This window comes from Streptomyces sp. Inha503 (assembly GCF_047215865.1).
GTDB classification, from domain to species: Bacteria; Actinomycetota; Actinomycetes; order Streptomycetales; family Streptomycetaceae; genus Streptomyces; species Streptomyces lycopersici.
This window is the reverse complement of the sequence record NZ_CP178360.1, coordinates 1,093,919-1,119,873: the sequence shown is the minus strand read 5'-3', so window position 1 is coordinate 1,119,873 and position 25,955 is coordinate 1,093,919. Positions and strand designations below refer to the sequence as shown.

The following is a 25,955-nucleotide window of genomic DNA, read 5'->3' as shown; positions in this document are numbered from 1 at the left end:
CGAGAACGCCAAACGTTCGGCAATGCCGACCCGGATTCGTTGACCCCGGCGGTTGGCGCCAATAGCGTCCGTATCGGGACAAGAAGAGCAGTATGCCGAAAGGTGACCCGAAGGGTGCCCGGCGGAGAGACCCAACCCGGCTTGGAGAGGAGGAGACGTGGCGGAACATCTGAGCCTGCCGACGCCCGGCGTCACCGGGCCCGGTGCCACCAGGCACGGCGTGACCGGGCAGACCGCGGGGGCCGTCGATCTCACCGGCGTCCGTCTCATCGGCTCCCAGGCGCCGGACCCGAACCCCCTGATGGCGTCGGGGGCCGCCCGCGCCGAAAACCCGGACCGGCCGTCGGCGGCGATGCGCGACGAGGCCCCGGCCCCGCCCCCGGCGGACGAGGCCGGCGACCATGTCCTGCCCGTCCCGCACATCTGCGAGGCCGTCGCCACCGTACGGCGGCGGGCGCACGCGCTGCTGTCCGAATGGGAGCTGTCGGCCGACCGGGTCGACGAGGCGCTCATGGTGATCTCGGAGCTGGTCACCAACGCGATCCTGCACGCCCTGCCCCCGGCCGTGCTGCGGCTGAGCTGGACCGAGTGCGAGGGCCGCGCCGGCCTGCGCATCGAGGTCACCGACGGGGGCCCGATCCCCGCCGATCAGCGGGCGGACGAGGACATCGAGCCCGATGAGCACGGCCGCGGGCTCGGCATCGTCACCGCGCTGTCCTCGCGCCACGGCAGCCACACCTGCCATGAGGGCATCACCTGGTGGGCGGACCTGCCGGCCGCCTAACCACCTGCCCGGTCCCAGGTGACCGGGAGCCGGTGGACTCCGTAGATCAGCATGTCGTGGCGCAGCGGCACCTCGTCGGGCGGCACCGCCAGGCGGAGCGTGGGGAAGCGCCGCAGCAGGGCGGGGTAGCCCGTACGCATCTCCATCCGCGCCAGATGCTGGCCCAGGCACTGGTGAACGCCGTGGCCGAAGGCGATCTGATCGCCCGGGTCGCGGGTGACGTCCAGGGTGTCCGGGGCGGCGAACCGCGCGGCGTCCCGGTTGGCCGAGGCCAGCGCCCCCACCACCGTCTCCCCGGCCCGTACCCGCGCCCCGGCGATCTCGAGGTCTTCCCGCGCGACCCGTACGATCCCGAACTGGACGATGGTCAGATACCGCAGCAGCTCCTCGACCGCGTGGTCGATCACCTCGGGCCGCTCGCGCACCTCGCGCGACTGCTCGGGGTGGCGCAGCAGCGCGTAGGTGCCAAGGGCCAGCATGTTCGCCGTCGTCTCATGGCCCGCGACGAGCAGCAGCAGCCCCACACCGGTCAGCTCCTCGTCGGTCAGCCCGGCCGCCGTGGCGCTGCCGGGGCCGCCGGGCGTGTCGTGATCGCCGCCCACGAGACGCGAGAGCAGCGCCTCGTCCGGCCGCCGCCGCTTGGCGTCGATCAGCCCCCGCATGTACTCCCACAGCGCGTCCCGGGCCGCGTAGACCTCCTCCTCGCGCCGGCCGAGCCGGAGCAGAGCGGTGGCCCACCGCTGGAAGTCGGCCCGGTCCTCGTACGGCACCCCCAGCAGCTCGCAGATCACCAGCGACGGGATCGGCTGGGCGAACGACGTCACCAGGTCGACCGGGGGGCCGGCGCGCTCCATCGCGGCCAGGTGGTCCTCGACGATCTCCTCGATCCGCGGTTGCAGCCCCCGCAGCCCCCGGGCGGTGAACCACTTGCTCAGCAGCCGCCGGTAGCGGGTGTGCTCGGGCGGGTCCATACCGATGAACGAGCCCAGCATCCGGCGGTCGTCCGGGCGGACCGGAAACGCGTGCACCGGTGAGGAGGTGCGGCGGCGGTCCGAGCTGAAGCGGTCGTCCGCCAGCAGCCGCGTCACGTCCTCGTGCCGGGTGAGCAGCCAGCCCACCTTGCCGTCCGGGAAGGCCAGCCGACTGGCCCCGCCGTCCTCCCGCAGCGCCGCGTAGGCACCGGGCGGATCGAAGGGGCAGTCGCGATGTCTGGGCAGCGGCGCCGGAGCTGCCGCGCGTGATGTGACGGACACGGAAACGCTCCTTTCGAAGGCGAACCGAGCCCCTTCCTCGCGAACCGAGTCCCTCCCTTTCGAGCGTAGCTCCGCACGGTGGGCCGGGCGACGCGAGCCCTACGGCAACGGGCCCTCACCGCGGGCGGTTTCCCGGCCCGGTGCGGCATCGTGGCGCCGGGCACGGGGAGCCGCCGGGAGGTCCCGGGAGCGCCGGATCGGGGAGAAGAGCAGGATCAGCCCGGCCAGCGGAATGCCCGCCGTGGTGATCCACATGGCGGCGCGCGGGCCCAGCGCGGTGCCGAGCGCACCGCCGAGCAGGGCCCCGAGGGGCAGCGTCCCATAGCTGACGAACGCCGAGGTGGCGGTGAGCCGGCCGAGGAGCTCCGGCGGGCAGTAGCGTTGCTGGAAGCTCGCCTTGATCACATTGCCGCCCACCACACCGGCGGTGACGCAGACACCGCCCGCCACGAACAGCACCATCCCGGGCCCGTCGACGGTCATCGGCATGAGCAGGGCGCCCACGGCCAGCCCCACTTCGAACAGGAGCGTCGCCCGTGCGTCGCCGACCCGGGCGGCGACGCGGCGGGCGCAGAACGCCCCGGCGACGCCTCCGAGGCTGACGGCCGCGGCGAGGCCGCCGACCAGCCCCGGTGACAGACCGACGGTCCGGACCAGGAAGACAACCTGGATCGACTGGTATCCCATCAGCGCCAGATTGGACGCGGCCGCGAAGAGGGTCAGGGTGCGCAGCCACCGGTCGCCGGCGATCAGCCGCAGCCCCTCGGCCACCTCGCGGGCCAGCGCCCGGGGCGGGCGCTCGGCCCGGGGGACGCGCGGTTCGCGGAAGCGGATGCCGGTCAGGCAGAGAAGGGAGACCAGAAAGGTCACGGCGTTGACGAACATCCCGTTCACCGCGCCCGCCAGCTGTGCGATCAGACCGCCGGAACCCTGGCCGGCGATCTGCGCGGCGGACGCGCTGCCGTGCAGTTTGGCATTGCCCTCGGGCTGGTCGGCGGGGTCCAGGAGACCGGCGAGATACGCGCTGTAGGCGGTCTGGAAGAACACCGCCGCCGTACCCGTCAGCAGGGCGACGGCCAGCAGCAGCCCGACGCTCAGCAGCCCGGACCGGGCGGCCACCGGGACGGACGCGAACAGCACCAGCGAGACCCCCGCGGCGGCCATCATGACCGGCCTTCTGGGCAGCCGGTCCACCCACGCCCCCGCCGGAAGGCCGATGAGCAGCCAGGGGGCCCATGCGGTGGCGGCCAGCAGACCGACCTCGAAGGTGTCCGCGTGCAACGTGGAGACGGCGATCAGTGGCATCGCCACACCGGTGACGGCCGAACCGTACTTCCCCGCGGTCTCACCGCACCACAGCAGCCGGAAGTCGTGGTGGCGCCGCAGCAGGCCACCGGATGTTCTGGGAGTCACGCCGGTCAGGCTCCTCGGTCGGGGAGAAGGGCGGCCGCGTGGCGGAGCAGTGCGTGCAGGGCCGGGTTGTCGTTGTTCTTGCGCCACACGAGGTTGAGTTCTACCGGCTCCGGAGTGGTCAACTCCACCGATTTGAAGACGGTGTTCGGGTAGCGCGGCCGGGCGGCGGTCTCCGGGACCAGGGCCACTCCCCAGCCGCCGTTCACCAGCGCCAGGATGGTGTGGACCTGGCTCAGGTACTGGGAGAAGACCGGGGTGGCGTGTGCGGCGCGGAAGATGCTGATGAGCAGCTCGTTGAAGTAGCGCGCCTCGATGGGCGAGTACATCAGCAGCTCCTGCCCGTCGAAGTCGGCCACCTTCAGCGGCCCTTCGCCCGCCGCCAGCGGATGCCCGGTGGGCAGGGCGGCCAGCAGCCGCTCCCGGGCCGCGGGCCGGGAGCGCAGATCAGGGCCGGTGACCGAGGGCCGCACCAGGCCCAGGTCCAGGCTCTGCTCGGTGACGGCCTCCAGCTGGTCACGGGTGACCATCTCGCGCAGAGTGATCTCCGCGCCCGGCATGGCCGCACGGGCGATCTCCAGCAGTGTGCCGAGTACGGAGTGGGCACTGGCCGCCGTGAAGCCGATGGCGATGCTCCCCGCCTCGCCCGTGGCCACCTGCTGGGCGGCGAGCACGGCGTGCTCGGACTGGCGCAGGATGCGGCGGGCCTCGGTGAGGAAGGCGCGTCCCGCGGGGGTGAGCCGCACCGAGCGGTTGGTGCGCTCCAGCAACTGGACCCGCAATTCGGTCTCCAGCAGCTGGATCTGGCGGCTCAGCGGCGGCTGGGTCATCTTCAGCCGCTCCGCGGCCCGGGTGAAATGCAGCTCCTCGGCGACCGTCACAAAGCTGGTGAGTTGCATGAGCGTGAACAACGATGCTCTCCCGGTATCAACGCATGCCAATTTTAAGTTAGACGTAGATCGTCTGGCGACCTTAGCTTGCAAAGGAGCTCGTCGGCCGCCCGGGGGCGGTTCCGACGACATCCACTCGCCCCGCATACGGGCCCCACACACAGGGACAACACGTGGTGACCACATCGCATACGGCAACGCACGCCGCGCAGCAGGCAGGTGAGGCGACCCTCGACCGGGTCTCCTGGATCCGAGTGTCCTCGGTCGTCCTTCCCCTGGCCACTCCCATCAGTGACGCCAAGGTGCTCACCGGGCGCCAGAAGCCGATGACGGAAGTGGCCTTCCTCTTCGTCGAACTCGCCACCGAGGAGGGCCACGAGGGCATCGGCTTCAGTTACTCCAAGCGCGCCGGAGGGCCCGGCCAGTTCGCCCACGCCCAGGAGATCGCGCCCGCGCTCCTCGGCGAGGACCCCAGCGACATCGCCAGGATCTGGACCAAACTGGTGTGGGCCGGCGCCTCCGTGGGCCGCAGCGGGCTGTCCACCCAGGCGATCGCGGCCTTCGACATCGCCCTGTGGGACCTCAAGGCCAAGCGGGCCGGGCTGCCGCTGGCGAAGCTGCTCGGCGCACACCGCGACACCGTCCGCTGCTACAACACCTCCGGCGGCTTTCTGCACACACCGACCGAGCAGCTGCTGGAGAACGCTACGGCCTCCCTGGCGAGCGGAATCGGCGGTATCAAGATCAAGGTGGGCCAGCCGGACGGCAAGGAGGACCTGCGCCGGCTGACCGCCGTACGGGAGCACCTGGGCGATGACGTACCGCTCATGGTGGACGCCAACCAGCAGTGGGACCGGCCCACCGCACAGCGCATGGGGCGCGCCTTCGAGGAGTTCGGCCTGGTCTGGATCGAGGAGCCGCTGGACGCCTATGACGCGGCCGGCCACGCGGCCCTCGCCGCCTCGTTGGACACCTCCGTGGCCACCGGGGAGATGCTGGCCAGCGTGGCCGAACACTGGGAGCTGATACGCCACAACGCGGCGGACATCATTCAGCCCGACGCACCGCGCATCGGTGGCATCACCCAGTTCCTCAAGCTGGCCACCCTCGCCGAGCAGCACCATCTCCAGCTCGCCCCGCACTTCGCGATGGAGATCCACCTCCATCTCGCGGCCGCCTATCCGGCCGAGCCGTGGGTGGAGCACTTCGACTGGCTGGAGCCGCTGTTCAACGAGCGGCTGGAGATCCGCGACGGCCGGATGCGGGTGTCCGCGCGGCCCGGCCTCGGCATCACCCTCAGCGAACAGGCCCGTGCCTGGACCGGCGCCAAGGCGGAGTTCGGCGCCCGATAAGCCCGTTTCGCGCCGCGCCGGTCAGGGATCCATGGCCATACCCATTGACCGGCGGTGTTCACCCCTCTAGCCTCCATCTGCATATATAGACGGAGTGCATGTACGTGGACTCCTTGGCCCGTCTGGCAGCCGTTCGAGTCTCCGGCTCAACCGCCCGCAGTTCAAAGGGGAACTGAAGACATGCCTCTAGTCGTCGTCGGAATCAGCGTGGCGATCCTGCTGTTCCTCATGACCAAGCTGAAGCTCAACGGCTTCATCGCCCTGCTCCTCGTGGCCGTCGGCGTCGCGCTGGTGCAGGGGGTCGAGATGGAGAAGATCCCCGATGTCCTCGGAGAGGGCGTCGGGGGCCAGATCGGCGACACCATGCTCGTCGTCGGTCTGGGCGCCATGGTCGGCCGGGTCATGGGCGACTGCGGCGCGGCCCAGCGCATAGCCAACACCCTCATCGACACCTTCGGACTGCGCTGGGTCCAGGTGGCGATGGTGGTCACCGCCATGCTCATCGGCGTGACCATGTTCTACGAGGTGGCCTTCGTCATCATCGTGCCGGTGGCGTTCACCATCGTCCGGGTCACCCGCAAGAACCTGCTGTGGGTCGGCCTTCCGATGTCCATCGCCCTGTCCACCATGCACAGCTTCCTGCCGCCCCACCCCGGACCCACCGCGGTGGCCTCGACCTTCCACGCCTCCGTCGGCCTGACCCTGTTCTACGGGCTGTTCATCGCCATTCCGGCCGGTGCGCTGATCGCCCTGGTGTGGCCGCGCCTTCCGTTCGTCCGCCGGATGGACCCCGAGATCCCCAAGGGCCTGGTCAGCGAGCGCACCTTCACCGAGGAGGAGATGCCGGGCCTCGGCTGGTCGCTGTCGGTGGCCCTGGTCCCGGTGGTGCTGATCGCGGGCGCCGCGGTGACCGACATGGCCGTCTCCGGCTCCAGCCCGGTCCTGCACTTCATCACCTTCATCGGATCCGCGCCGATCGCCCTGCTGCTGACCCTGCTGCTGGCGGTGTGGGCGTTCGGCCCGCGGATCGGCCGGAGCCTGTCCGAGGTCAGCGCCTCCTGCAACTCCGCCGCGCAGGCGATGGCGATGATCCTGCTGGTCATCGGGGCCGGTGGCGCGTTCAAGCAGGTCCTGGTCGAGGGCGGGATATCCGACTACATCAAGGACCTCACCGACGACTGGTCCATCTCGCCGATCGTCCTCGCCTGGCTCATCGCCGTCGTGCTGCGGGTGGCGCTCGGATCCGCGACGGTCGCCGTGGTCACCGCCGCCGGTGTGGTGCAGCCGCTCCTGGAGAACAGCGGAGTCCACCCCGAGCTGATGGTCCTCGCCGTCTCCTGCGGATCGATCGCCTTCAGCCATGTGAACGACCCCGGCTTCTGGATGTTCAAGGAGTACTTCAACCTCTCCGTCATCGACGCCATCAAGGCGCGCACCACCTACACCACCGTGCTCGCGGTACTCGGTCTCGGCGGCGTGCTGGCCGTCGAGGCCGCCCTCGAAGCACTCAATGTCTGACACTCGAGGTCCGACGCGTAACGTCTGACCGCCCCCGACCCAAGGACGCCACGATGAGCCAGCCGACCGTCACCTCGTTCTCCGTCTACCCGGTCGCCGGCCGGGACAGCATGGAGCTGAACCTCTCCGGCGCCCACGGCCCCTACTTCACCCGCAACGTGGTGGTCCTCGAGGACTCCGAGGGCCGTACCGGACTGGGCGAGGTGCCGGGCGGGCGGAAGATCACCCAGACGCTGCGGGACGCCGAATCCCTCGTCGTCGGGGCGCGGGTGGGCGACTACAAGCGGGTGCTGCGCGAGATCGGGCAGCGGTTCGGCGACCGCGACGCCGGGGGCCGGGGCACCCAGACCTTCGATCTGCGCACCACCGTGCACGCCGTCACCGCCGTCGAGTCGGCCATGCTGGACCTGCTGGGGCAGCATCTGGAGGTGCCCGTCGCGGCGCTCCTGGGCGACGGGCAGCAGCGCGACTCGGTACGGGTCCTGGGCTATCTGTTCTACGTCGGCGACCCCGACCGGACCGATCTGGAGTACGTCCGGGAACCCGACGCCGACGCCGAGTGGTACCGGGTCCGCCACGAGGAGGCGCTGACCCCCGAGGCGATCGTCCGTCAGGCCGAGGCCACCTACGACCTCTACGGCTTCGCGGACTTCAAGCTCAAGGGCGGGGTCCTGGAGGGAAACGAGGAGGTCAAGGCGGTACGGGCGCTCAAGGAGCGGTTCCCCGACGCCCGTATCACCCTCGACCCCAACGGCGCCTGGTCGCTCCGCGAGGCGATCGAACTGTGCCGGCCGCTGCTCGGCACGCTCGCCTACGCCGAGGACCCGTGCGGCGCCGAGGACGGCTACTCCGGCCGGGAGATCCTGGCCGAGTTCCGGCGCGCCACCGGACTGCCCACGGCCACCAACATGATCGCCACGGACTGGCGGCAGATGACCCACGCGCTGGCGCTCCAGTCCGTCTCCATCCCGCTGGCCGACCCCCACTTCTGGACCATGCAGGGGTCGGTACGGGTGGCCCAGCTCTGCCATGAGATGGGACTGACCTGGGGCTGCCACTCCAACAACCACTTCGACATCTCCCTGGCGATGGTGGCCCACTGCGGAGCCGCCGCCCCGGGCGCGTACAACGCCCTGGACACCCACTGGATCTGGCAGGAGGGGCTGGAGCGGCTGACCGTCGAGCCGCCGCGGATCGCCGGTGGTGAGATCGCCATCCCGGACGCCCCCGGGCTGGGGATCCGGCTCGACCGCGACCGGCTCCTCGCCGCCCACGCCCTCTACCAGGAGAAGGCGCTGGGGGCGCGGGACGACGCGGTCGGTATGCGCTATCTCATCCCGGGCTGGACCTTCGACAACAAGCGCCCCTGCCTGGTGCGTTAGCGTGCCGCCGTCCGGTGGGCCGGACCGGCCCACCGGATTCGCAGGTCCCGGATCGGGGCCGTACGGCTCAGACCTCCAGCTCGGTCTCGATCTTGCGCAGCTGGTGGCGTGCCATCGCCAGATTGGCCCGGTTCCTGTCCAGCGCCAGATAGAGGAAGAGGCCCTGGCTCTCCCGGCCCTTCAGCAGCCGGATCAGGTGGTACTGGTTGCCGAGGGTGATGAGGATGTCCTCGATGGTGTCCTGGAGACCGAGCTGCTCCATGGTCCGCACCTTGGCGCGCACCACATCGGTGTTGCCCGCCGCGGCCACCGTCAGGTCGAGCTCCTTCCCTCCGCCCACGGTGCCGAGGGCCATCCCGCTGGAGTAGTCGACCAGCGCGGCGCCGAGGGAGCCCTCGATGGACGTCATCGCCTCTTTGAGCGCGGTCTGGGTGTTCGCCATGATCGTGGCTGTTCCTTTCGATGTCACTGATGTGCGGTCGGAGCTCGGCGCGCCGGGTGCGCGCCGGGCGGGGGAGGTCATGGGGTCAGGGCTGCTCGGCCCTGCTGAGGGCGACGCCCATCAGATCGGCGAGCCGGGCGCCCGAGCGCCGGGCCTCCATATGGAGGCGGCCGACGTTGGCGCGGTCACCGGCCAGTACGGTCAGCACGGCCGTGGACCCCGCGGCGTAGGTGGCCACATAGCCGTCCGCACCGCGTACCAGCAGCTCGCGGAAGGAGCCCCGCCCGGTGGCACCCGCCAGCGACTGCGCCACCCCGAGGGCCGCGGCGGTCAGCGCCGCCACGCCCTCGGGCTCGACGGTGGCCGTGTCATGCGCCAGCACCACGCCGTCGCTGGTGGCGGCGAGAGCGCCGGTCACATGGGTCACCCGGGCCCGCAGTCGGCGCAGCTCCTCCAGCACTTCGGGCTCGGCGGCCAGCAGCCACTTCCGCTCCGTGCGCTGCCGCAGGGTGAGTCTCATGACGCCGCGCACGGGGCGGGCGGGTCGGTCGGGGGAATCACAGGGTTGCCTCCAAGGCGTCGCGGAGCCGACGCAGCAGGTCGATATCGGGATCGGTGAAGACGACCGCGCGGGAACCGCGGGCCGGGGCGGGTGGCGCGAAAGCGGCGGAACCGGCGGGCGGGCCGGGGCGGCCCGGATGTTCCGGACGTGCGGAGCGTGGGGTGGCGACATGGCCCGCCGCCGCCAGCCGCCGTATGTCGATCAGCGTGTGGAAGGCGGGACGGCCCAGCTCGTGGGCGATACGGGCGGGGGTGCGGACCCCGTCGGCCAGCGCCAGCACCGCGCGCTGACGGGAGGTGACGGCCGGGGCGCGGCCATCCGGCCGGCGCGGCACCACCGGCTCCGTGTCCACCTGCGGATACGGCCACAGGGCGGCCAGCAGCTCGCCCCGGCGCCGGGTCTCGCGCTCGACGGCCACCGCGCCCACCGGGCGCACCGGCCCGAGCCAGTGGGCCGCGCCCCGCTGGAAGCCGCGAGGGCCGCTGCCGTGCCCCAGCGCGAAGTACGCCGCGTCGAACAGCGCGCCCAGATGGCAGATCTCCAGCTCAGCGCCCGACAGCCGGCCGCTGTCGACGAGGAACCGCCCGACCCCGCCGGTGGCCCGGCCCACCGCCTCCCGCCAGCTGTCGGCGGTCAGCCGCCCACCGGTGGTGAGCAGCACCTCGATGCCGGGGGCCACGGGGCTCTCGGCGTGCACCACCTGGCCGTCCCGGAGATAGACCGTGCCCGCGTCGCACAGCAGGGCGCCGCTGGCCCGCTCGTCGGCGAGCCCGATGAGGCTGGGGGCGCGCCCGGTCCGCGCCCCGGTCCGGTGCGGCAGGCTCATATCAGCGCCAGCCGCCCGCACAGGTCGCGCAGCCGGATCCGGGCGAGTGCCAGATTGCCCTCCCGGCGGTCGAGCCACAGATAGAAGAAGACGCCGCTGTCGAAGGCCGTGTCGACGAAGCGCAGCAGGTGGTAGCAGGTATGGGTGGTGACGATGACGTCCTCGACGGCGGGCTCCCGGCCCGCCTCGTCCGGGTCGGCGCCGCTCTTGCCGCTCCCGGGGCCCAGCGCGGCGAACGCCCGCTGCTCGGCGGCCATCCGGGCCAGCTCCGCCGTCTCCGCCGCGGTAGCCTCGGGGTCCTCGTCACGCACCTCGCCGACCATGCCGAGCGCGAGTCCGCTGGTCCACTCGATCACGGCGGCTCCGCGCGCGCCGTTCACGGTCATCGCTTCCAGTAAGCACTCGTCGATTCCGGGCATGCGGCCTCCCCTCCCTGCGTCACCCATGGCGGGCGCCCACCGGTGGCGCTTCGCCAGTGACGGTGAGGTTACGCACGGTTCAGCTATTGGGGGTCAAATCCAGTAATGCTCGGAAATAGCGGGTGGTGCGTAGTAGGGTCCGCCGCCCCATCGGCCCCGTAGGTCCCGGGCGCCCCTGCCCGGGCCCGTGCCGGGCCGGTCATCGGTCCTCTGGACGATTCCTAGCGGGTGCGGAGCCCACCGGGCCACAAGTGGGCGGGCGCATATTCCACCGTCCTATTGCAGGCGTGGCGGATGGGTCAGTAGACGGTCGTGCGATGGTCGAGTACGCATACGCATGGAGCCGGGGCGCGGCGCGGTGCCCGCCAGGGGTGGTCATCGGGCTCTCCCGGAGCCTTTTCGCACCCCCGCGGCGCACAGAGTGGCGTGATTTGACGGTGCCGGTGTGGCGAGAACCGCCCGCGTTTCACCCGGCTTGTCCGCGCTCTCCTGACGGTGTGTTACGGAATGGCGGGGGAGGAGGTGGCGCCCGGAGTCGTCGGGGAGGCCGACGAGCCCGGCGCGTCGTCGACCGGGGCGGGCGGGGACGCCGTGGGCGGTTCACCCTTGCCCTCGAGCGAGGCGGGCTTCTTCAGGACGACCATGGGCTCACCGGGCTTGGGCATCACCGGCTTGGTGAAGTTCGGGCCCTGGGTCGGGGTCGCGGTGATCTGCGCGGGAAGCCGCTCGTAGTCGACCATCCCGGTGTTCTCCATCTGCGTGATGTGGTCCAGCACCGTGTTGTTGGCCTGGGTGGCGAGCTGACGCACCAGGGTGTTCTTGCTGGTCGCCCGGATCTTGGCGATGGAGCTGAAGATCTGGCCGTGGGTGATGCGCAGGATCTGGGCCATCTGGCCGTCGAAGTTCTTGCCCGTGGCCGCCGTCAGGGTGTCCAGGAACCCCTGTTGCTGCGGCGTGGGCTTGTTGGGCAGGGTGATGCCGAGTTTGGGGGCGATGTCCCGTGAGGCGTCGTCCAGTTGCGCGTGCCCCACGACCAGATGTTCACCGGCCGTCTTCACCGCCGCCGTGGTGCCCTTCTTGATGGCCAGCTCACCGACGGGGTACTCCCACAGCCCGGCGAGCCGGACCTTGACCACGAAGTCCCGGTCGGCTCCGGTGAGCGGTCCGTACTGCGTCGAGCTCGTCTTCGCCAGGTTCGTCTGGTTCGTCTGCTGCACACCCGTCAGGACGGGCGACATGATCACACCGAGGGTGACCACCACGGAACCTATGAGGAGGGAGGTACCTGTCACGAAGTACCGGGATCGCATAGAGCCTCCTGGCGGGGACGCCGGTCGTTGTGCGGAGCAGTGTCCGCCCGTGCTTGCACCGGCGAATACGGATCACGAAGGCCCTCTGCTCAATGGCCTGGCGGCTGTTTATATATCTTTGGACCGTTACTTACCGCCGCATATGGCCTATCTCACAGCCTCCTCCCGAGCGCTCCTGGCCGAGGACATCCACCAGCCGCTGGAGGGCCGGGTTGGGGCTGTCCGGGCTCCAGCAGGCGTGGAGGGTGACGGAGTGGGCGTCGGCCGGGGCCAGTTCGCGGTAGCGCACGCCGTGGACGCCCATGGTCATGATCGAGCGGGGGATGAGGGCGCAGCCCAGGCCGGCGCGGACCAGGGCGAGCATGGTGGGGACCTGGGAGGTCAACTGGCTGACGGCGTAGCGGTCCACGCCGATCATCGCGGCGCAGATGTCGTGCAGATAGCGGGAGCCCTCGGGGCTGTAGCCGATGTAGTCGTCGGCCACGTCGGTCAGGGCGACGGGGGTGTCATCGTCGTCATGGGCCAGTGGATGGCCGGAGGGCACCGCGAGGACGAGATCCTCGGAGTGGACCAGGAGCGAGGCGTACCCCTCGGGGATGGGCGGCCGCACCAGACCCAGGTCGATGCGCAGCTCCGAGAGGGCGGTGAACTGATCGGGGCTGACCAGTTCGGTCAACTCGACGGTGACATCCGGGAGATGCCGCTTCACCAGGTCCAGCACGTCGGCCAGGATGGCGTACGCGCCGATCGCGGTGAAGGCCAGCCGCAGGGTGCCGGTGCGGCCCTCGGCGGCGCGGCGCGTGGCGGTCGGCGCGGCGTCCAGCAGCGCCAGCACCCGGTGGCAGTGGTCGAGGAAGACCCGGCCCGCCGCGGTGATCCGGGCGCCTCGTCCGGTGCGCTCGAACAGGACGACGTCCAGGGCGCGTTCCAGCGCCTGGATCTGACGGGTCAGCGGGGGCTGGGTCATGTTGAGGCGGGCGGCGGCACGGCCGAAGTGCTGCTCCTCCGCCACCGCCACGAAGCCGCGGAGCTGCTGAAGGGAGAGGTTCATGCCCTCACGGTATGGGGCGATGCGAAAGTGGGCTTGGACGGGCATGGCGGCGCGCCCCTACGGTCATGACGACCGCCGCAGGGCAGATCCGCGCCGATCCCCTCCGAGGAGCCAGGTTGTCCAGACTCGCCGTCGCCATGACCCCCCAGCGTGCCGCCGATGTGATCAGCGCCGAGGCCAGGCGGCTGATGACCAGACGTTACGAGGTGAGCTGGGCCGCTGAGCCGCTGACCGCGGACGTGGTGGCCCGGCTCGCCGTCGGCAGCGACGTGCTGCTGACCAGCTGGGGCACACCCCGTCTGGACCGGGCGATCTGGGCCGGTGGCGATGGCCCGCGGGTGGTGGCCCACGCCGCCGGGACGGTGAAGAAGCTCATCGACCGCGAAGTGCTCGACCAGGGCGTCGCGGTCTTCTCGGCCGCCGGGCGGATCGCCTGGTCCGTGGGGGAGTACTGCCTGGCGGCGATGCTCACCCTGGCCCGCAGGCTGCCGTTGTTCGACACCGCGATGCGCGCCGGCGGCTGGAAGCAGAGCGGATTCCGGGGCGGTGAACTCACCGGACGGCGGGTGGGCGTCCTCGGTGCGAGCTCCACGGCCCGCGCCCTGATCACCCTGCTCCGGCCGTTCCGCTGCGAGGTGGTGGTCTACGACCCGTATCTGGACCAGGAGTCGGCCGCCGCGCTGGGGGTGCGGACCGCCACGCTGGAGGAGGCCCTCGGCTGTCCGTTCGTCTCCGTCCATGTGCCCGACCTCCCCGACACCCGGGGCCTGGTGAGCGCCCGGCTCATCGAGCGGATCCCCGACCACGCCGTGGTCGTCAACTCCGCCCGGGGACCGGCCGTCGACCAGGGCGCGCTGCTCGAACAGGTGCTGGCGGGGCGGCTGTTCGCCGCGCTGGACGTCTTCGACCCCGAGCCGCCGCAGCTCGGCGAGTCCGTACTGAGCTGCCCGAATCTGCTGCTCACCCCGCATATCGCCGGGGACACCGTGGACGGGCATCTGGCGCTGGCCGGATATGTGCTGGCGGATGTGGCCGACTGGCTGGACAAGGGTGTTCGCGGTCCGAGCTTCGTGGACCCCGCCTCCTGGCCCATCGCCGCCTGACCGGCCCCCGCGCTCCGCACCCGGCCGTGTCCGCCATCGACCTCATGTCAGGAGTCACTTCACCATGTCGCGTATCACGGCGGTCGAGGTCTTCCCCGTGGCCGTGCCGTTCGCCCGGCGGTTCGTGCTGGGCAGCGGCGCCGTCGGCACCCCCGATCAGGCGGGCTCGGTCATCTTCGTCAAGCTGACCACCGAGGACGGGGTGGTCGGCTGGGGCGAACAGCGCGCCCTGCCCAGCTGGAGCTATGAGACCGCCGAGACGATCGCCGTCGTCATCAAGCGCCATCTGGCCCCCATCCTCCTCGAACTCACCCCGTTCGACGTGGAGTTGTTCCATACCCGGGCCAGCCGCCTGCTGAGCCCATCGGTGTCCAACGGCTTTCCGTTCGCCCGCGCCGCGGTGGACATCGCCCTGCACGACGCGGCCGGCAAACTGGCCGGGCTGCCGGTCCACGCCCTGCTGGGCGGCAAGCTCCGGGACGCGGTGCCGCTCTGCTCGGCCATCGGGGTGGGCGAGCCCGCCGCCGTCCGCGAACACGCCCGCCAGTCCTCGGACTACACCGCCTACAAGGTGAAGATCGGCGGCGATCCCGCGGCGGACACCGCGGCCATCACCGCGGTCGCGGAGGTCGCCGCGGGCAAACCCCTCTGGCTGGACGCCAACCAGTCCTACCGGCCGACCGCCCTCCTCCGCCTGATGGACGCGGTGCGCGAGGTGCCGCATCTGACGTGCGTGGAGCAGCCCGTACCGGGCACCGACACCCTCGCCCTGCGCCGGGTGCGGGATCTGATCGGCCTGCCGGTGGCCATCGACGAGGGCAGCTTCACCGCCCAGGACCTGGCCCGCACCCTGCGCTTGGACGCCGCCGATCTGGTGGTCGTCAAGATCTGCAAATCCGGTGGACTGCGCAATGCGCTGAAGACCGCCCAGGTCGCACTGGCGGGCGGCCTGGAGGTGCTGGCCAGCGGGCTGACCGATTGCGGCATCGGCTTCGCGGCCGCGCTGCACCTCTTCAGCCAGCTGGAACTGGCCCTGCCCGCCGAACTGAACGGACCGGAGCTGCTGGCCGACCTCTACGTGGAGAACCTCGACATCGTCGCGGCCACCGCCACCGTCCCCTCCGGCCCCGGGCTCGGCGTCGAGGTCGACGAGGAACGCATCCGCGCCGAATCCCTGGACCTGGCCTGGTCCTGAACATCCGCGCACCCAGACCCAGCAGCGAGGAGACGACGATGTCTTCCAGCTTTTCCCGGCGTGCCCTGTTCAAGGGGGCGGCCCTCGGCGGGCTCGCCGCCACGGGAGCCCTCAGCGGCTGCTCCTCCGGTCCGCCGCCGGGCACGGCCACTTGGTCCATGTGGTCCAGCAGCCCGGAGGAGAACCGGGTCTGGGCCGACTTCGGACGCTATGTCGAGCGGCGCATGCACATCAGATCGGCCTCGACCCTCACCCCCTCCGACGGTTACCCCACCAAACTCGATTTGCAACTCGTCAGCGGAACGGCCGGTATGGTCACCGCACTGAACGGCTGGCTGATCCCCACCTACGCCTCACGCGGCGCACACCGGCCGCTGGACGATCTCATCGCCGCGGACCCCGACTTCGACCTCGACGACTTCTACCCGGCCATCCGGTCCATCTCCTCGTTCGCCGGGCGAACCTACGCGATCGGCTTCGACGTGGCACCGACCGTGCTCTACTACAACAGGACACTGCTGGAGCGGAACGGTGTCGATCCGCCGTCCCCGACCGAGCCCATGAGCTGGGACACCTTCCGGGAGCTGGCCGTCGAGCTGAGCAAGCCGAAGGACCAGTACGGTTTCACCTGCGCCCCGACCATCGACGACCTGGTGTCCTGGATCTACTGCGCCGGCGGTGACGTCGTCGACGGAGACAGTGCCACCAGTCCCCTGGACGCCCCCGAGGCCCTGGAGGCGATCCACTATCTGGTCGATCTGTTCGTCAAGGACCGGGTCACCCCGCCGATCGACAACCTGGTCGCCCAGAACGCCTCCGGCACCGCCCTGGCCAACTTCCTCCAGGGCAACGTGGCGTTCATGCAGAACGGCCCGTGGCAGGTGCTCAATGTCCGCAAGGCCCCCTTCACATGGGACATCGTGCCCTTCCCCGCGGGACCGGCCGGATCCACCCCACGGGTGTCGGGCTCCAGCTTCGCCATCCCCTCGGGCGTCGAGGACGACGACCTCGACCTGGCGTGGCGGCTGCTGAAGACCCTCACCAGCACGGGCGCGCTGGACATCTACGCACGGGCCGGGCGCAACAACCCGGCGCGGCTCTCCGCCGCGAGCGCCTTCGAACCGCCGCCCGCCAACCTCGGCATCGTCCAGCGGATCCTGAAGGGCGAGGTCGCCGGCGGCCATCCCTTCAACGTCACCACCAACTGGAACCGCGTCCGGCTGCTGCTGGGCCAGGATCTGCCCCGGGCCTTCCTCGGCCAGGTGAGCGTCCGCGACGCGGTCGACGGTGTGATGCCACGGCTGAACGCCCTGATGCGCCAGCACCGGGACGCCGTACGCCAGGCCACCTGAGGAGGATCACGATGGCTGTCGAAACCCCCGCCGCGGGGACCGCGGCCCCACGGCGTACCCCGGGCGGCCCGCCGCGCCGCCACCGGTTCTGGCGGAACGGCTCGGAGACCCTCGCCGCCTGGCTGTTCCTGCTGCCGAGCCTGGCCGGATTCCTGGTCTTCACCGTCGGTCCCGTGGTCGCGGCCGGGGTGATCTCGCTGCTGGACTGGAACCTGTTCAGCCCGCCCCACTTCATCGGGCTGGACAACTTCGCCCGGCTCGGCCCGGACACCACCTTCTGGTCGGCGCTCGGCAACACCGCGTACTTCACCTTCGTCAGTGTGCCGCTGACGCTGCTGGTCAGCCTGGGCCTGGCGCTGCTGCTCAACCAGGGGCTGCGGCGCATGGCGGTGTTCCGGTCGCTGCTCCTGCTGCCCTACGCGACGATCACCGTGGCGGTGGCCTTCGTCTGGGTCTGGCTCTACATCCCGCACGACGGGCTGATCAACGCGGTGCTCGGCGTCTTCGGAATCGACGGCCCGGCCTGGCTGATCTCGGACGACTGGGCCATGCCCGCCCTCATCCTGATGAGCGTCTGGAAGAGCTTCGGCTTCGGCATGGTGATCTTCCTCGCCGGGCTCCAGGCCATTCCACAGCAGCTCTACGAGGCGGCCAGGGTGGACGGCGCCTCGCCCTGGCGGACCTTCCGCTCGGTGACGCTCCCCCTGCTGTCGCCCTCGGTGTTCTTCACCGTGGTCACCTCGATCATCGGCTCCTTCCAGGTCTTCGACCAGGCGCTGGTGATGACGGACGGCGGGCCGGGATCCAGCACCACCACGCTGGTGATGTACATCTACCGGACCGGATTCCAGAACTACGAGCAGGGCTACGCGGCCGCGCAATCGATGGTGCTGTTCGCCTTCATCGTCGTCATCACCGCGGCGCAGTTCCTGCTCCAGCGGAGGCTGGTGCACTATGACATCTGACGTGCCCGCGCTCGCGGCCCTCCGCCGCTCGCCCGTGGCGGCCCGGCGGCTGCTGGTGTTCACCTGTTTCCTGGTCACCGCGGTCACCCTCACCCCCATCGTGATGATGGTGCTGGTGGCCTTCCAGTCCGACGCCGAGTCGATGGCGGCACGGCCGTCGTTCTGGCCCGGCAGCTGGCATCCGGAGAACATCGGCCGCGCCTTCGACCTCGTCCCGCTGGGCCGCTATCTGCTGAACACCGTCTTCTTCGCAGGGGGTACGGCGCTGCTGGAGACGGTCACCGCGGCGCTGGCCGCGTACGCCTTCGCCCGGTTGCGCTTCCGGGGCCGGAGCGTGCTGTTCGGCGTCTATCTGACCACCTTGATGATCCCCTCCCAGGTCACGCTGATCCCGCAGTTCATCCTGGTGGCGAAGTTGCACGGGGTGGACACCTGGCCCGGGATGATCCTGCCGCACGCCTTCACCGCGCTGGGGGTGTTCCTGCTCCGCCAGTTCTTCCTGGGCGTGCCCCGCGACTACGAGGAGGCCGCCCGGCTCGACGGCGCGAACCGCTGGCAGACGTTCATCCGGGTGATCGTCCCGCTCGCCGTCCCGGCCATCGCCACCCTGGCGGTGTTCAAGTTCATCAGCCAGTGGAACAACCTGCTCTGGCCGCTGGTGATCTCCAACAGCGACTCCACCAGGACCGCGGCGGTCGGCCTCCAGGTGTTCCAGTCCACCAACGGCACCCAGTGGAACCTGCTGCTGATGGCCGCCGCCATCACCACCGTGCCGCTCATCGTGCTCTTCTTCCTCACCCAGCGCTGGTTCGTCAAAGGCATCACCATGAGCGGGCTCGGAGGCCGCTGACACCATGACATTTCTCTGGTCCGTGTTCACCAAACCGTGGTCCACGCTGCCCGGCGAAACCCTGGGCGAGCTGGTGTCCGGCCTCGGCTTCACCGGTGCCGAGATCCCGGTCCGGGACACCGCGTACGTCACCCCGGGCGAAGCGGGAAGGCTGCTGCCGGAGTTCACCGCGCGGCTGCGGGCCGAGGGCGTCGAGGTGATCAGCGTCGCGAGCGATCTCCGCGAACCCGTCTTCGCCGCGTGCCGGGAGGCGGGCGTGCCGATGATCAGGGTCATGGCCGGGCTGGGCCCCGACGGCTACGCCGCCTCGGTCCGGCGGGCGCGGCGACGGCTGGAGGACGCGGCGCCGCTCGCCGAGGGATACGGCGTCCAGATCGGGGTGCAGCCGCACCACGGCCGCTATGTGTCCTCCGCGCTGGGGGTGATGGACCTCCTCGACGGCCTGCCGGTCCAGCACTTCCGGGTCATCTGGGACGCCGCCCATGACGCGCTGGCGGGCGACGATCCGCGGGTCACCCTGCCGCTGGTCGCCGAGCGGCTCGGCATCGTCAACCTCAAGAACGCCATCCATGTGCGCACCGAACCGGCCGGTGAGGCCGTGGGCGGGCACTGGAAGCCCTGGTTCGTGCCAGGGCCCGAGGGGCTGGCGGACTGGTCGGCGGCGCTCGGGCAACTCGCCGAGCTCGGCTTCACGGGCCCGGTGTGTCTCTCCGGGCAGTACTCCGACCCCGGTGTCCCGGTCGAGAAGCGCCTGGTGGCGGATCTGGCGGCGGCACGCCGCGCGGCGGGTGCCACATGACCGGGCGTCCGCTGTTCCGCCGTATGACCGGGCGCCGTCTGCCCCGGGAAGGGCGGGAGGACGTATCCCGGGGGGAGCGGGAGAACCCCGTGCCCCCGCTCCCCCCGGCTCCTCCTCCCAGAGGCTCCTACGGCAGGCCGCCCGGCTCCGGGCCCCGGTAACCCGGACGGGACGAAGCGTCGATGCCCACCTCGTAGCGGATACCGGGGTGGAGGGTGTTGCCGTCGACCCGGGCGCCGGTCGAGTGGTAGGCGAGGCCGATGGCGTGGTGGGTGGGCGCGGCGAAGTCATTGCCGGTGATGGTGGCGTTCCGCACGTCCTCGAACATCAGGGCCTGGGAGGCGCGCAGCGTTTCGCAGTGGTTGCCCCTGATGGTGAAGTCGCCGGTGGTGCCGTGGCCGTCGCCCTCGCCGTCGTTGGGGCCCTCGGCCATCAGACACATGTTGTCGATGTCCTCGCAGCGGTTGTTCTCGATGCGGACACGATGGCTGGGCGGGGTGTCGCTGGCGAAGGTCTGCATGCAGTCGGCGTGCCGGCCATGGCTGTTGTCGGTGTCGCGGACGGTGTTGTGCGCGATGGTCAGATCGTCCCCGAAGAACCGGATGCCGTCGCCGTCCCCGCCCCTCGGGCCGATCACGGTGTTGTTCCGCACGGTGACGCGGTGGCCGGTCAGCTCGATTCCGGGCGCCTCCGGCCGGACGGACCGGAACCTGTCCACGATCACGTCGTCGGCCTCGACGGTGATGCCGTCCACCGCGTCCCCGCCCCCGGCGTAGACGATCGGGTGCTCCCGGCTCCCGCCCTTGGTGATGACCAGTCGCCGCCCGGACAGATCGCCGTCGAAGCAGACGGTGTCCCCCGGCTTCGCCCTGCGCGCCGCCTCCCGCGGGGTGGCGGCGCGCAGGGTGCAGCGCTCGGTCCCCTTCCCGGTGGTGAGCGACGCCACCGGCCCGGCGGCGCCCCGCTCCTGGGGCCATGACGGACGCGCCAGGGCGGCCAGGAGGGCGAGGACCGAGACGGCGAGGAAGCCGAGGACGAGTCTCCAAGTGATCCGCATGGCGGGAACCGTAGAGCGGGACCCCGGGGACCGGTCCCGCCGTCAGCCGTACGCCGCTGGCGTCCGGTTCACTCCCGCGTCACCATACGCCCCTAGGTTCACTCCGACACAAGGAAGGGCGTGATCCCCGATGGAGACGCACAGAGCGCGGCGAAAGAGACTCAGGAGCCGATCGGCGCTGGTCGGCGGGGGAGTGGCGGTGGCGGTCGGCGCGCTGCTCGCCCCGCTCGTCGAGGCGCCCGCGGCGAGCGCGGCGCCACGGGCCGACGAGGTACGTCACCCCGTCGACCACGTGGACCCGCTGATCGGATCCGCGGGCGGTGGCAACACCTACCCGGGCGCCACCCTGCCGTTCGGCATGATCGCCTGGTCCCCGACCAGCACCACCGGCGACCAGACCAACACCGCGGCCGCCAACGGCTATTCGTACGACACCACCCGGGTCCGGGGCTTCAGCCTCACCCATGTCAACGGCGCGGGCTGCCACCCCGGAGCCGCGGGCGATGTGCCGATCATGCCGTTCGTGGGCGAGGTCGACAGCTCTCCCACCGCCGACACCAAGGACCAGAAGTACGCCGCCACCTTCTCGCACGAGAGGGAGAAGGCCGAGCCCGGCCACTACCGGGTGGGGCTCGACTCGGGCGCGGCCGCCGATCTCGCGGTGAGCGAGCGAGCCGGTGTCGCCGACTTCTCCTTCCCCCGGGACGCCCCGGCCCGGCTGCTGTTCCGCACCTCCAACTCGCTCAACGGCAGCGAGAACGCCCACATCGAGATCGACCGCGAGCGGCACAAGGTCACCGGCTGGGTGCTCACCGGGGCGTTCTGCGGACGGCGCGCCAATGGCGGCGAGAACAACCGCAAGACCTACTACCGCCTCTACTTCCAAGCCTCGTTCGACCGCGCCTTCTCCACCGTGGGCACCTGGGAGAACGACCGGCTCTCACCCGGTGCCACCACCGCCGACGGCGGCGAGGGCTATCTCACCGGCGCCGACCGGGCCGGGCGCGGCTCCGGCGGATACGTGGGCTTCGACACCGCGCGCGACAACGATGTCCGGATGCGGCTCGGGATCTCGTACGTCTCCCTCGCGAGCGCCGAGGCCAACCTCCGCACCGAGATAGCGCCCCGGGCGAGCGTCGCCGACGTGGCCGCCGCGGGACGGGCCGCCTGGGACCGCCGGCTGCGCGCCATCCGGATCAGCGGCGGCAGTGAGCCGCGCCGCACCGCGTTCTACACCGCCCTCTACCACGCGCTCCAGCAGCCCAACCTGATCAGCGACACCGACGGCCGCTACCCGGGCATGGACGGCACACCGCACCGGATCGAGCGCGGACAGACGGCGCAGTACAGCAACTTCTCCGGCTGGGACCAGTACCGCGCCCAGGTGCAGCTGCTCGCCCTGCTCCAGCCCGAGGTCGCCGGGGACTTCGCCCAGTCGCTGCTCAACTTCGCCCGGCAGAACGGCGGGGTGTGGGACCGCTGGGTGCACATCAGCGGCGCCACACATGTGATGACCGGCGACCCCTCCGCCGCCACGCTCGCCACCTTCTACGCCATGGGGGTGCGGAACTTCGACGCCAAGGGCGCCTTCGACTCCCTGTACCGCCAGGCCACCGTCCCCCACCCCGACGGGCTCTCCGACAAGGGCTGCCCGGGGCAGTGCGAGGGCCAGCGCCCGGGCCTCGCCCAGTACCTGGAATCCCGGTACGCCGCACAGGACGCCTGCCACTGCTGGGGCGGCGCCGCGGAGACCCTGGAGGACTCCGTCGCCGATGACGCGCTCGCCCGCTGGGCCCGGCTGCTCGGCCGCACGAAGGAGGCCGACGAGCTCGGCGCGCGCGGCGGCTACTGGCGCAATGTGTTCAACCCCCAGGCCACCGGCACGGCGGGCTACATCCAGGCCAGGAACCGGGACGGCTCCTGGGTGACCCCCTTCGACCCCGCGTCCGACCGGGGCTTCGCCCAGGGCAGCGCGGCCACGTACACCTGGATGGTGCCGCAGGACGTCCAGGGGCTCGCGGAGGCCATGGGCGGCCGCGACAAGGCGGCGGCCCGGCTGGACGGCTTCTTCCACAAGCCCGACGGCTCCTGGTCGGTCCGCGGCGGCGACCCGCTCCGCTACGACCCCACCAACGAACCCGGCATCCACGCCCCCTGGCTCTACAACGCGCTCGGGCAGCCCTGGAAGACCCAGGAGACGGTGCGCCAGATCGTCACCACCGTGTACGGCACCGGGCCGAAGGGGCTGCCCGGCAATGACGACCTGGGCACCATGTCCGCGTGGTACGTGTTCGCGGCGCTCGGCCTCTATCCGCAGGCCCCCGGGCGGGCCGAGGCACTGCTCACCGGTCCGCTCTTCCCCCGTGCGGTGATCGCCCCGGCGGGGCAGCGGCGCGCCCTGACCATCGACGCCCCGGACGCGTCCGACACCCAGCCCTATGTGCACGCGGTGCGGGTGAACGGCAGGCCGCACGACACCTCATGGCTGGACGGCTCCGTCGTGCGCCAGGGCGGTTCGCTCTCCTTCGACCTGGCTGACCGGCCCGACACCGGCTGGGCCACCGACCCGGGGCGGCTGCCCCGCTGACACACCGGTGTGCGGGCCGGCCCCGGTCGGTCCGCACACCACGGCGTGGCCGTCATCGGCGCCGCTCACCGTCGCTACGGGTCCGCCGGAGCGTGAAGGTGTCCACGGGGCCGCCTCCGTCACACAGACCGGGGTCTTATGGCCGTTCGCACCGGTGTCGCCCACCCCGGTGATGACATTGCACCGCGGGGTGTCGAACAGGACGTCCATCGACGGAACCGAGGTGCCACCGCCACCGATGACCATGTGCACCGTTCCCTCGCCGGTGTCCACCAGATCGGTGCGGGTGGCGGCGGGGGTCGGCGCCATCGTGTCGTTGGGCTCCCGGCCGCGGATCGGGTGGGAGCGCTCGTAGTGGTGTTCATGGCCGCAGACGACCAGGTCGACGCCGTACTTGTCGAAGAGCGGCAGCCACTCCTGCCGGATGCCGAGGTCGGCGCCGTTGCCCGGGTGGTCGGCCGTGGAGACGACCACCTGGTGCATGACGACCACGATCCAGTCGATGTCCCGGTCGGCCCGGGCCCGGCTGAGCTCGGCCTCCAGCCAGCGCCGCTGCGCCCCGCCGGAGTAGCCCCGCACATAGGTGTTTCCGGCGTCCTGGAGGGCCACGTCGTCATTGGCCAGGCTCACGACGCGCACCGAGCCGACGGTGAAGGCGTACCACAGCCCCTGCGTCTCGTCGTCGCCGCCGTTGCCGGGAAGCGCGAAGTACGCCTGGTAGGCGGCGAATCCGATCGGCCCGTTGCCCAGCTCGTTCTCGTGGTTGCCGGCCGCGGGCATCCACGGCCGGAACCGCGAGGACCGGCTGGTCATGTCGAACCAGTCCGCCCAGGTGCGCAACCGGTCCTCGGACAGATTGGCGTAACACAGATCGCCGTTGATGAGGTGGAACAGGGGCGCCACCCGCTCGACGGCGGTGGTCACGTCGTTGGCGTACGGCGAGCCGAGGTTGTCGTTGAGATAGGTGAGCTTCTCGGTGATCTTCGGCGCCTTGGGGCCGTTCAGCTTGCCCACCGTGGGCGTGCCCTGGTCGCCGAAGCTGGTGAAGGTGAACGGCGCCCGGCCGCCCGGCCCGGTGCGGAACGACCCCGCCTCCGGCGTCGCCCCGTCGTGGACGGCGGCGTATACATAGTCGGTGCCGGGGCGCAGCCGGCTCAGCCGGGCGTGGTGGACATACACGCTCTGCCGGGACTTGGCGTCGCGGTAGAAGGTGGTCCGCGCGGTGACCTCGGTGCCCATGCCGTGGGAGGGGGTGCCGAGCATGACACGCGGCCGTTTCACCGGGACCGGTGTCTGCCAGGACACCACGACCTCCCGGGCGGCGTCGGCCCCGAACTGGAGATGCGGCCCGCTCACCGGTGGCATCCCGGACCCCTCCGGCCGGGTCCACAGCACCGGCGAGGCCGCCACCGCCTCCTGCTGGGACAGATAGGGCGGTGGTGGCGCCGCACGCTGGTGTCCGTGAGCGATCGGAACGAGGGTTGCGCGGGCTGGACGCGGTGCTCCAGGAGCTGCGCCACGCCCGCCACGGGCTGTACGGACCGCTGGTGCGGGAGTGATTCCTGGGCGGGCTGCCCGCCGGTGTCACCCCGACCGGCTACCGGGTGCTGCGCTTCGTCGAGGCCAATGTCGCCCTGGCGGACGCCCGGCGGACCCGGCTGCTGGGCGAGGCCGTCGCGGACTGGCCGGACGAGGACCTCGCCCGGCTGACGGACTACCTGGAGCGGCTCAACGCCTCCGTGGCCCGCCATCCGCCGGTCGGCTACGCCTTGGACGCCCGGAAGTTCCGGAGCAGCAGATAGGTGTCGAGGATGTCCGACGAGGCGCTTTCGACCGAGCGGTAGATGCCCCACTTGGGCCGCTGGTAGTCGTCCTGGTCGGGCATCTTCACATTGGACATGCTGCCCTGGACCGCCACCGGGGCGCCGGACCCGGTGCCGTTGCGCACCACGCAGGCCGCCTTGCCGTTCGAGCCGACGGTGAAGGTCCACTCGATGGTGATCCACTTGTTGCGCAGCGGCGCGAGGTTGGTCGAGGCGATGTCCGGTGAGCCGGAGTTGGCGTACGCACGCGCCCGCAGCAGCTCCGTGCTGCCGCTGCGGCCCAGGTCCAGGGTGATGTACGGACCGCCGTTGTCCACCGGGGTCTTGGTCTGGAAGATATGGGTGAACTTGCTGGTGCCGTGCAGCGAGGTGGGCATGAACATCTCGTAGCTGAGGCTCCACTTCTCACCGTCGCGCATCTTCACCTTGGAGCCGCCCTGCACCATGCCCCTGGACTCGGTGCGCTGGCGGTCGCCGTCCCCGGTGGTGTCCCGGTCGTCCTTCCAGATGTTGAAGCGGTAGTGGTCACCGCCCTCGACGATCACGTACTTCCGGTCGGGGTGGGCGCCGCCGCGGTCGGCCTCGATGCCCTCGAACGCCTTGAGCCCGTCGCTGGACGGGTCAGGGTGCCAGAGCAACTGCGCGGCCGATGTGCGCGAGGCGGCGGAGGCCTGGGTGGCGCCCGAGGTCAGCTGCCCCAGGGCGATCGGTGTTCCGACGGCTGCCGCGGCCATCGAACCGAGGACCCGGCGGCGGCTCAACGGGTGGGGAGGGGGGAGTTCTGCCATGGTCGTTGACTTCCTTCCTGATCCGGTAAAGGAGTGGCGTGCTCATGGCGCACCACGCAGATTGGACCGGACCAAATGGACCGTCAAGGCTCACGGACGGTTCTTTGCCTGAGAATTGGTTCAGGTAGCTGAACAAAATCTGCCGCTTTCTGGTGCGTATGGCGGCATTTCCGTCCCTTATTTTGAGCGTTTGTTCGTTCTTATGAACTCGTAGACAGTGTCTACGCGCTTCTGGTA

The 25,955-nt window shown here is 70.8% G+C and carries 25 protein-coding genes; 13 read left to right on the top strand and 12 right to left on the bottom strand.

Annotated elements, in window-relative coordinates; genetic code table 11:
- Nucleotides 1–157: 157 nt before the first annotated feature.
- Nucleotides 158–784, top strand: coding sequence for an ATP-binding protein (locus ACJX2R_RS05100; RefSeq protein WP_413098977.1), 627 nt, complete (start codon nt 158–160; stop codon nt 782–784).
- On the opposite strand, the gene ACJX2R_RS05095 is transcribed toward ACJX2R_RS05100, so the two are convergent.
- The 3 genes from ACJX2R_RS05095 to ACJX2R_RS05085 form a co-directional block, all read right to left on the bottom strand.
- Nucleotides 781–2,037 carry a cytochrome P450 gene (locus tag ACJX2R_RS05095; protein ID WP_413098976.1) on the bottom strand — a complete coding sequence of 419 codons (1,257 nt, stop codon included), beginning with the start codon at nt 2,035–2,037 and terminating at the stop codon, nt 781–783. The genes ACJX2R_RS05100 and ACJX2R_RS05095 overlap by 4 nt on opposite strands.
- Before the next feature lie 99 nt (nt 2,038–2,136).
- Nucleotides 2,137–3,450 (bottom strand): MFS transporter, encoded by a 1,314-nt coding sequence (locus ACJX2R_RS05090; protein ID WP_413098975.1) that lies wholly within the window; start codon nt 3,448–3,450, stop codon nt 2,137–2,139.
- 5 nt (nt 3,451–3,455) lie between these two features.
- Nucleotides 3,456–4,358: a LysR substrate-binding domain-containing protein gene (locus ACJX2R_RS05085; protein ID WP_413098974.1), complete on the bottom strand. Its 903-nt coding sequence runs from the start codon at nt 4,356–4,358 to the stop codon at nt 3,456–3,458.
- 152 nt (nt 4,359–4,510) lie between these two features.
- On the opposite strand from ACJX2R_RS05085, the gene ACJX2R_RS05080 reads away from it, so the two are divergent.
- From ACJX2R_RS05080 to ACJX2R_RS05070, 3 genes are all read left to right on the top strand, one after another.
- A complete protein-coding gene (locus ACJX2R_RS05080; RefSeq protein WP_413098973.1) occupies nt 4,511–5,689 on the top strand; it encodes an L-talarate/galactarate dehydratase in 1,179 nt (392 codons plus the stop codon).
- 180 nt (nt 5,690–5,869) lie between these two features.
- Nucleotides 5,870–7,207 (top strand): gluconate:H+ symporter, encoded by a 1,338-nt coding sequence (locus ACJX2R_RS05075; RefSeq protein WP_262698169.1) that lies wholly within the window; start codon nt 5,870–5,872, stop codon nt 7,205–7,207.
- A 53-nt stretch (nt 7,208–7,260) separates the two neighbouring features.
- Nucleotides 7,261–8,589 carry an enolase C-terminal domain-like protein gene (locus ACJX2R_RS05070; protein ID WP_413098972.1) on the top strand — a complete coding sequence of 443 codons (1,329 nt, stop codon included), beginning with the start codon at nt 7,261–7,263 and terminating at the stop codon, nt 8,587–8,589.
- Nucleotides 8,590–8,656: 67 nt separating this feature from the next.
- Here ACJX2R_RS05070 and ACJX2R_RS05065 read toward each other — a convergent pair whose 3' ends face one another.
- The 6 genes from ACJX2R_RS05065 to ACJX2R_RS05040 all read right to left on the bottom strand — a co-directional run bounded on the left by ACJX2R_RS05065 (nt 8,657) and on the right by ACJX2R_RS05040 (nt 13,199).
- Complete coding sequence (locus ACJX2R_RS05065; protein ID WP_413098971.1) at nt 8,657–9,031, bottom strand: hypothetical protein; 375 nt, start codon at nt 9,029–9,031, stop codon at nt 8,657–8,659.
- Nucleotides 9,032–9,116: 85 nt separating this feature from the next.
- The gene (locus tag ACJX2R_RS05060) at nt 9,117–9,551 is read right to left on the bottom strand and encodes a roadblock/LC7 domain-containing protein (protein WP_413098970.1); all 435 of its coding nucleotides are present in this window, start codon (nt 9,549–9,551) and stop codon (nt 9,117–9,119) included.
- Nucleotides 9,552–9,588: 37 nt separating this feature from the next.
- Nucleotides 9,589–10,419, bottom strand: a complete 831-nt coding sequence (locus tag ACJX2R_RS05055; RefSeq protein ID WP_413098969.1) for a transcriptional regulator — start codon at nt 10,417–10,419, stop codon at nt 9,589–9,591.
- A complete protein-coding gene (locus tag ACJX2R_RS05050; RefSeq protein ID WP_413098968.1) occupies nt 10,416–10,838 on the bottom strand; it encodes a hypothetical protein in 423 nt (140 codons plus the stop codon). Before ACJX2R_RS05050 ends, ACJX2R_RS05055 begins: the two co-directional genes overlap by 4 nt.
- Nucleotides 10,839–11,338: 500 nt before the next feature.
- Nucleotides 11,339–12,148, bottom strand: a complete 810-nt coding sequence (locus ACJX2R_RS05045) for a DUF4142 domain-containing protein (RefSeq protein WP_413098967.1) — start codon at nt 12,146–12,148, stop codon at nt 11,339–11,341.
- Between the two features lie 130 nt (nt 12,149–12,278).
- A complete protein-coding gene (locus ACJX2R_RS05040; RefSeq protein WP_413098966.1) occupies nt 12,279–13,199 on the bottom strand; it encodes a LysR substrate-binding domain-containing protein in 921 nt (306 codons plus the stop codon).
- Between the two features lie 116 nt (nt 13,200–13,315).
- On the opposite strand from ACJX2R_RS05040, the gene ACJX2R_RS05035 reads away from it, so the two are divergent.
- The 6 genes from ACJX2R_RS05035 (at nt 13,316) to ACJX2R_RS05010 (ending at nt 19,463) form a co-directional block, all read left to right on the top strand.
- A complete protein-coding gene (locus ACJX2R_RS05035; protein WP_413098965.1) occupies nt 13,316–14,302 on the top strand; it encodes a hydroxyacid dehydrogenase in 987 nt (328 codons plus the stop codon).
- A gap of 64 nt (nt 14,303–14,366) precedes the next feature.
- On the top strand, nt 14,367–15,497 hold the full coding sequence (locus ACJX2R_RS05030; protein WP_413098964.1) for a mandelate racemase/muconate lactonizing enzyme family protein: 1,131 nt from the start codon (nt 14,367–14,369) through the stop codon (nt 15,495–15,497).
- 38 nt (nt 15,498–15,535) lie between these two features.
- Complete coding sequence (locus ACJX2R_RS05025) at nt 15,536–16,849, top strand: ABC transporter substrate-binding protein (RefSeq protein WP_413098963.1); 1,314 nt, start codon at nt 15,536–15,538, stop codon at nt 16,847–16,849.
- Between the two features lie 11 nt (nt 16,850–16,860).
- Nucleotides 16,861–17,814, top strand: coding sequence for a carbohydrate ABC transporter permease (locus tag ACJX2R_RS05020; protein WP_413098962.1), 954 nt, complete (start codon nt 16,861–16,863; stop codon nt 17,812–17,814).
- Nucleotides 17,804–18,664 (top strand): carbohydrate ABC transporter permease, encoded by an 861-nt coding sequence (locus ACJX2R_RS05015; RefSeq protein WP_044580054.1) that lies wholly within the window; start codon nt 17,804–17,806, stop codon nt 18,662–18,664. The genes ACJX2R_RS05020 and ACJX2R_RS05015 overlap by 11 nt, the downstream gene beginning before the upstream one ends.
- A 4-nt stretch (nt 18,665–18,668) precedes the next feature.
- Nucleotides 18,669–19,463: a sugar phosphate isomerase/epimerase family protein gene (locus tag ACJX2R_RS05010; protein WP_413098961.1), complete on the top strand. Its 795-nt coding sequence runs from the start codon at nt 18,669–18,671 to the stop codon at nt 19,461–19,463.
- Between the two features lie 127 nt (nt 19,464–19,590).
- Here the strand turns inward: ACJX2R_RS05010 and ACJX2R_RS05005 are convergent, their stop codons facing one another.
- On the bottom strand, nt 19,591–20,520 hold the full coding sequence (locus ACJX2R_RS05005; protein WP_413098960.1) for a right-handed parallel beta-helix repeat-containing protein: 930 nt from the start codon (nt 20,518–20,520) through the stop codon (nt 19,591–19,593).
- Nucleotides 20,521–20,650: 130 nt separating this feature from the next.
- Here ACJX2R_RS05005 and ACJX2R_RS05000 point away from each other — a divergent pair, with 130 nt between their 5' ends.
- Nucleotides 20,651–23,107, top strand: a complete 2,457-nt coding sequence (locus tag ACJX2R_RS05000) for a GH92 family glycosyl hydrolase (protein WP_413098959.1) — start codon at nt 20,651–20,653, stop codon at nt 23,105–23,107.
- Here ACJX2R_RS05000 and ACJX2R_RS04995 read toward each other — a convergent pair.
- Nucleotides 23,000–24,517 (bottom strand): purple acid phosphatase family protein, encoded by a 1,518-nt coding sequence (locus ACJX2R_RS04995; RefSeq protein WP_413098958.1) that lies wholly within the window; start codon nt 24,515–24,517, stop codon nt 23,000–23,002. The genes ACJX2R_RS05000 and ACJX2R_RS04995 overlap by 108 nt on opposite strands.
- A gap of 26 nt (nt 24,518–24,543) precedes the next feature.
- On the opposite strand from ACJX2R_RS04995, the gene ACJX2R_RS04990 reads away from it, so the two are divergent.
- Both ACJX2R_RS04990 and ACJX2R_RS04985 read left to right on the top strand, forming a co-directional pair.
- Entirely contained in the window at nt 24,544–24,666 is a 123-nt protein-coding gene (locus ACJX2R_RS04990; protein WP_413098957.1) for a hypothetical protein, read from the top strand.
- Between the two features lie 45 nt (nt 24,667–24,711).
- Nucleotides 24,712–24,909: a hypothetical protein gene (locus ACJX2R_RS04985; protein ID WP_413098956.1), complete on the top strand. Its 198-nt coding sequence runs from the start codon at nt 24,712–24,714 to the stop codon at nt 24,907–24,909.
- On the opposite strand, the gene ACJX2R_RS04980 is transcribed toward ACJX2R_RS04985, so the two are convergent.
- A complete protein-coding gene (locus ACJX2R_RS04980; RefSeq protein ID WP_413098955.1) occupies nt 24,870–25,718 on the bottom strand; it encodes a hypothetical protein in 849 nt (282 codons plus the stop codon). The genes ACJX2R_RS04985 and ACJX2R_RS04980 overlap by 40 nt on opposite strands.
- Between the last annotated feature and the right edge of the window lie 237 nt (nt 25,719–25,955).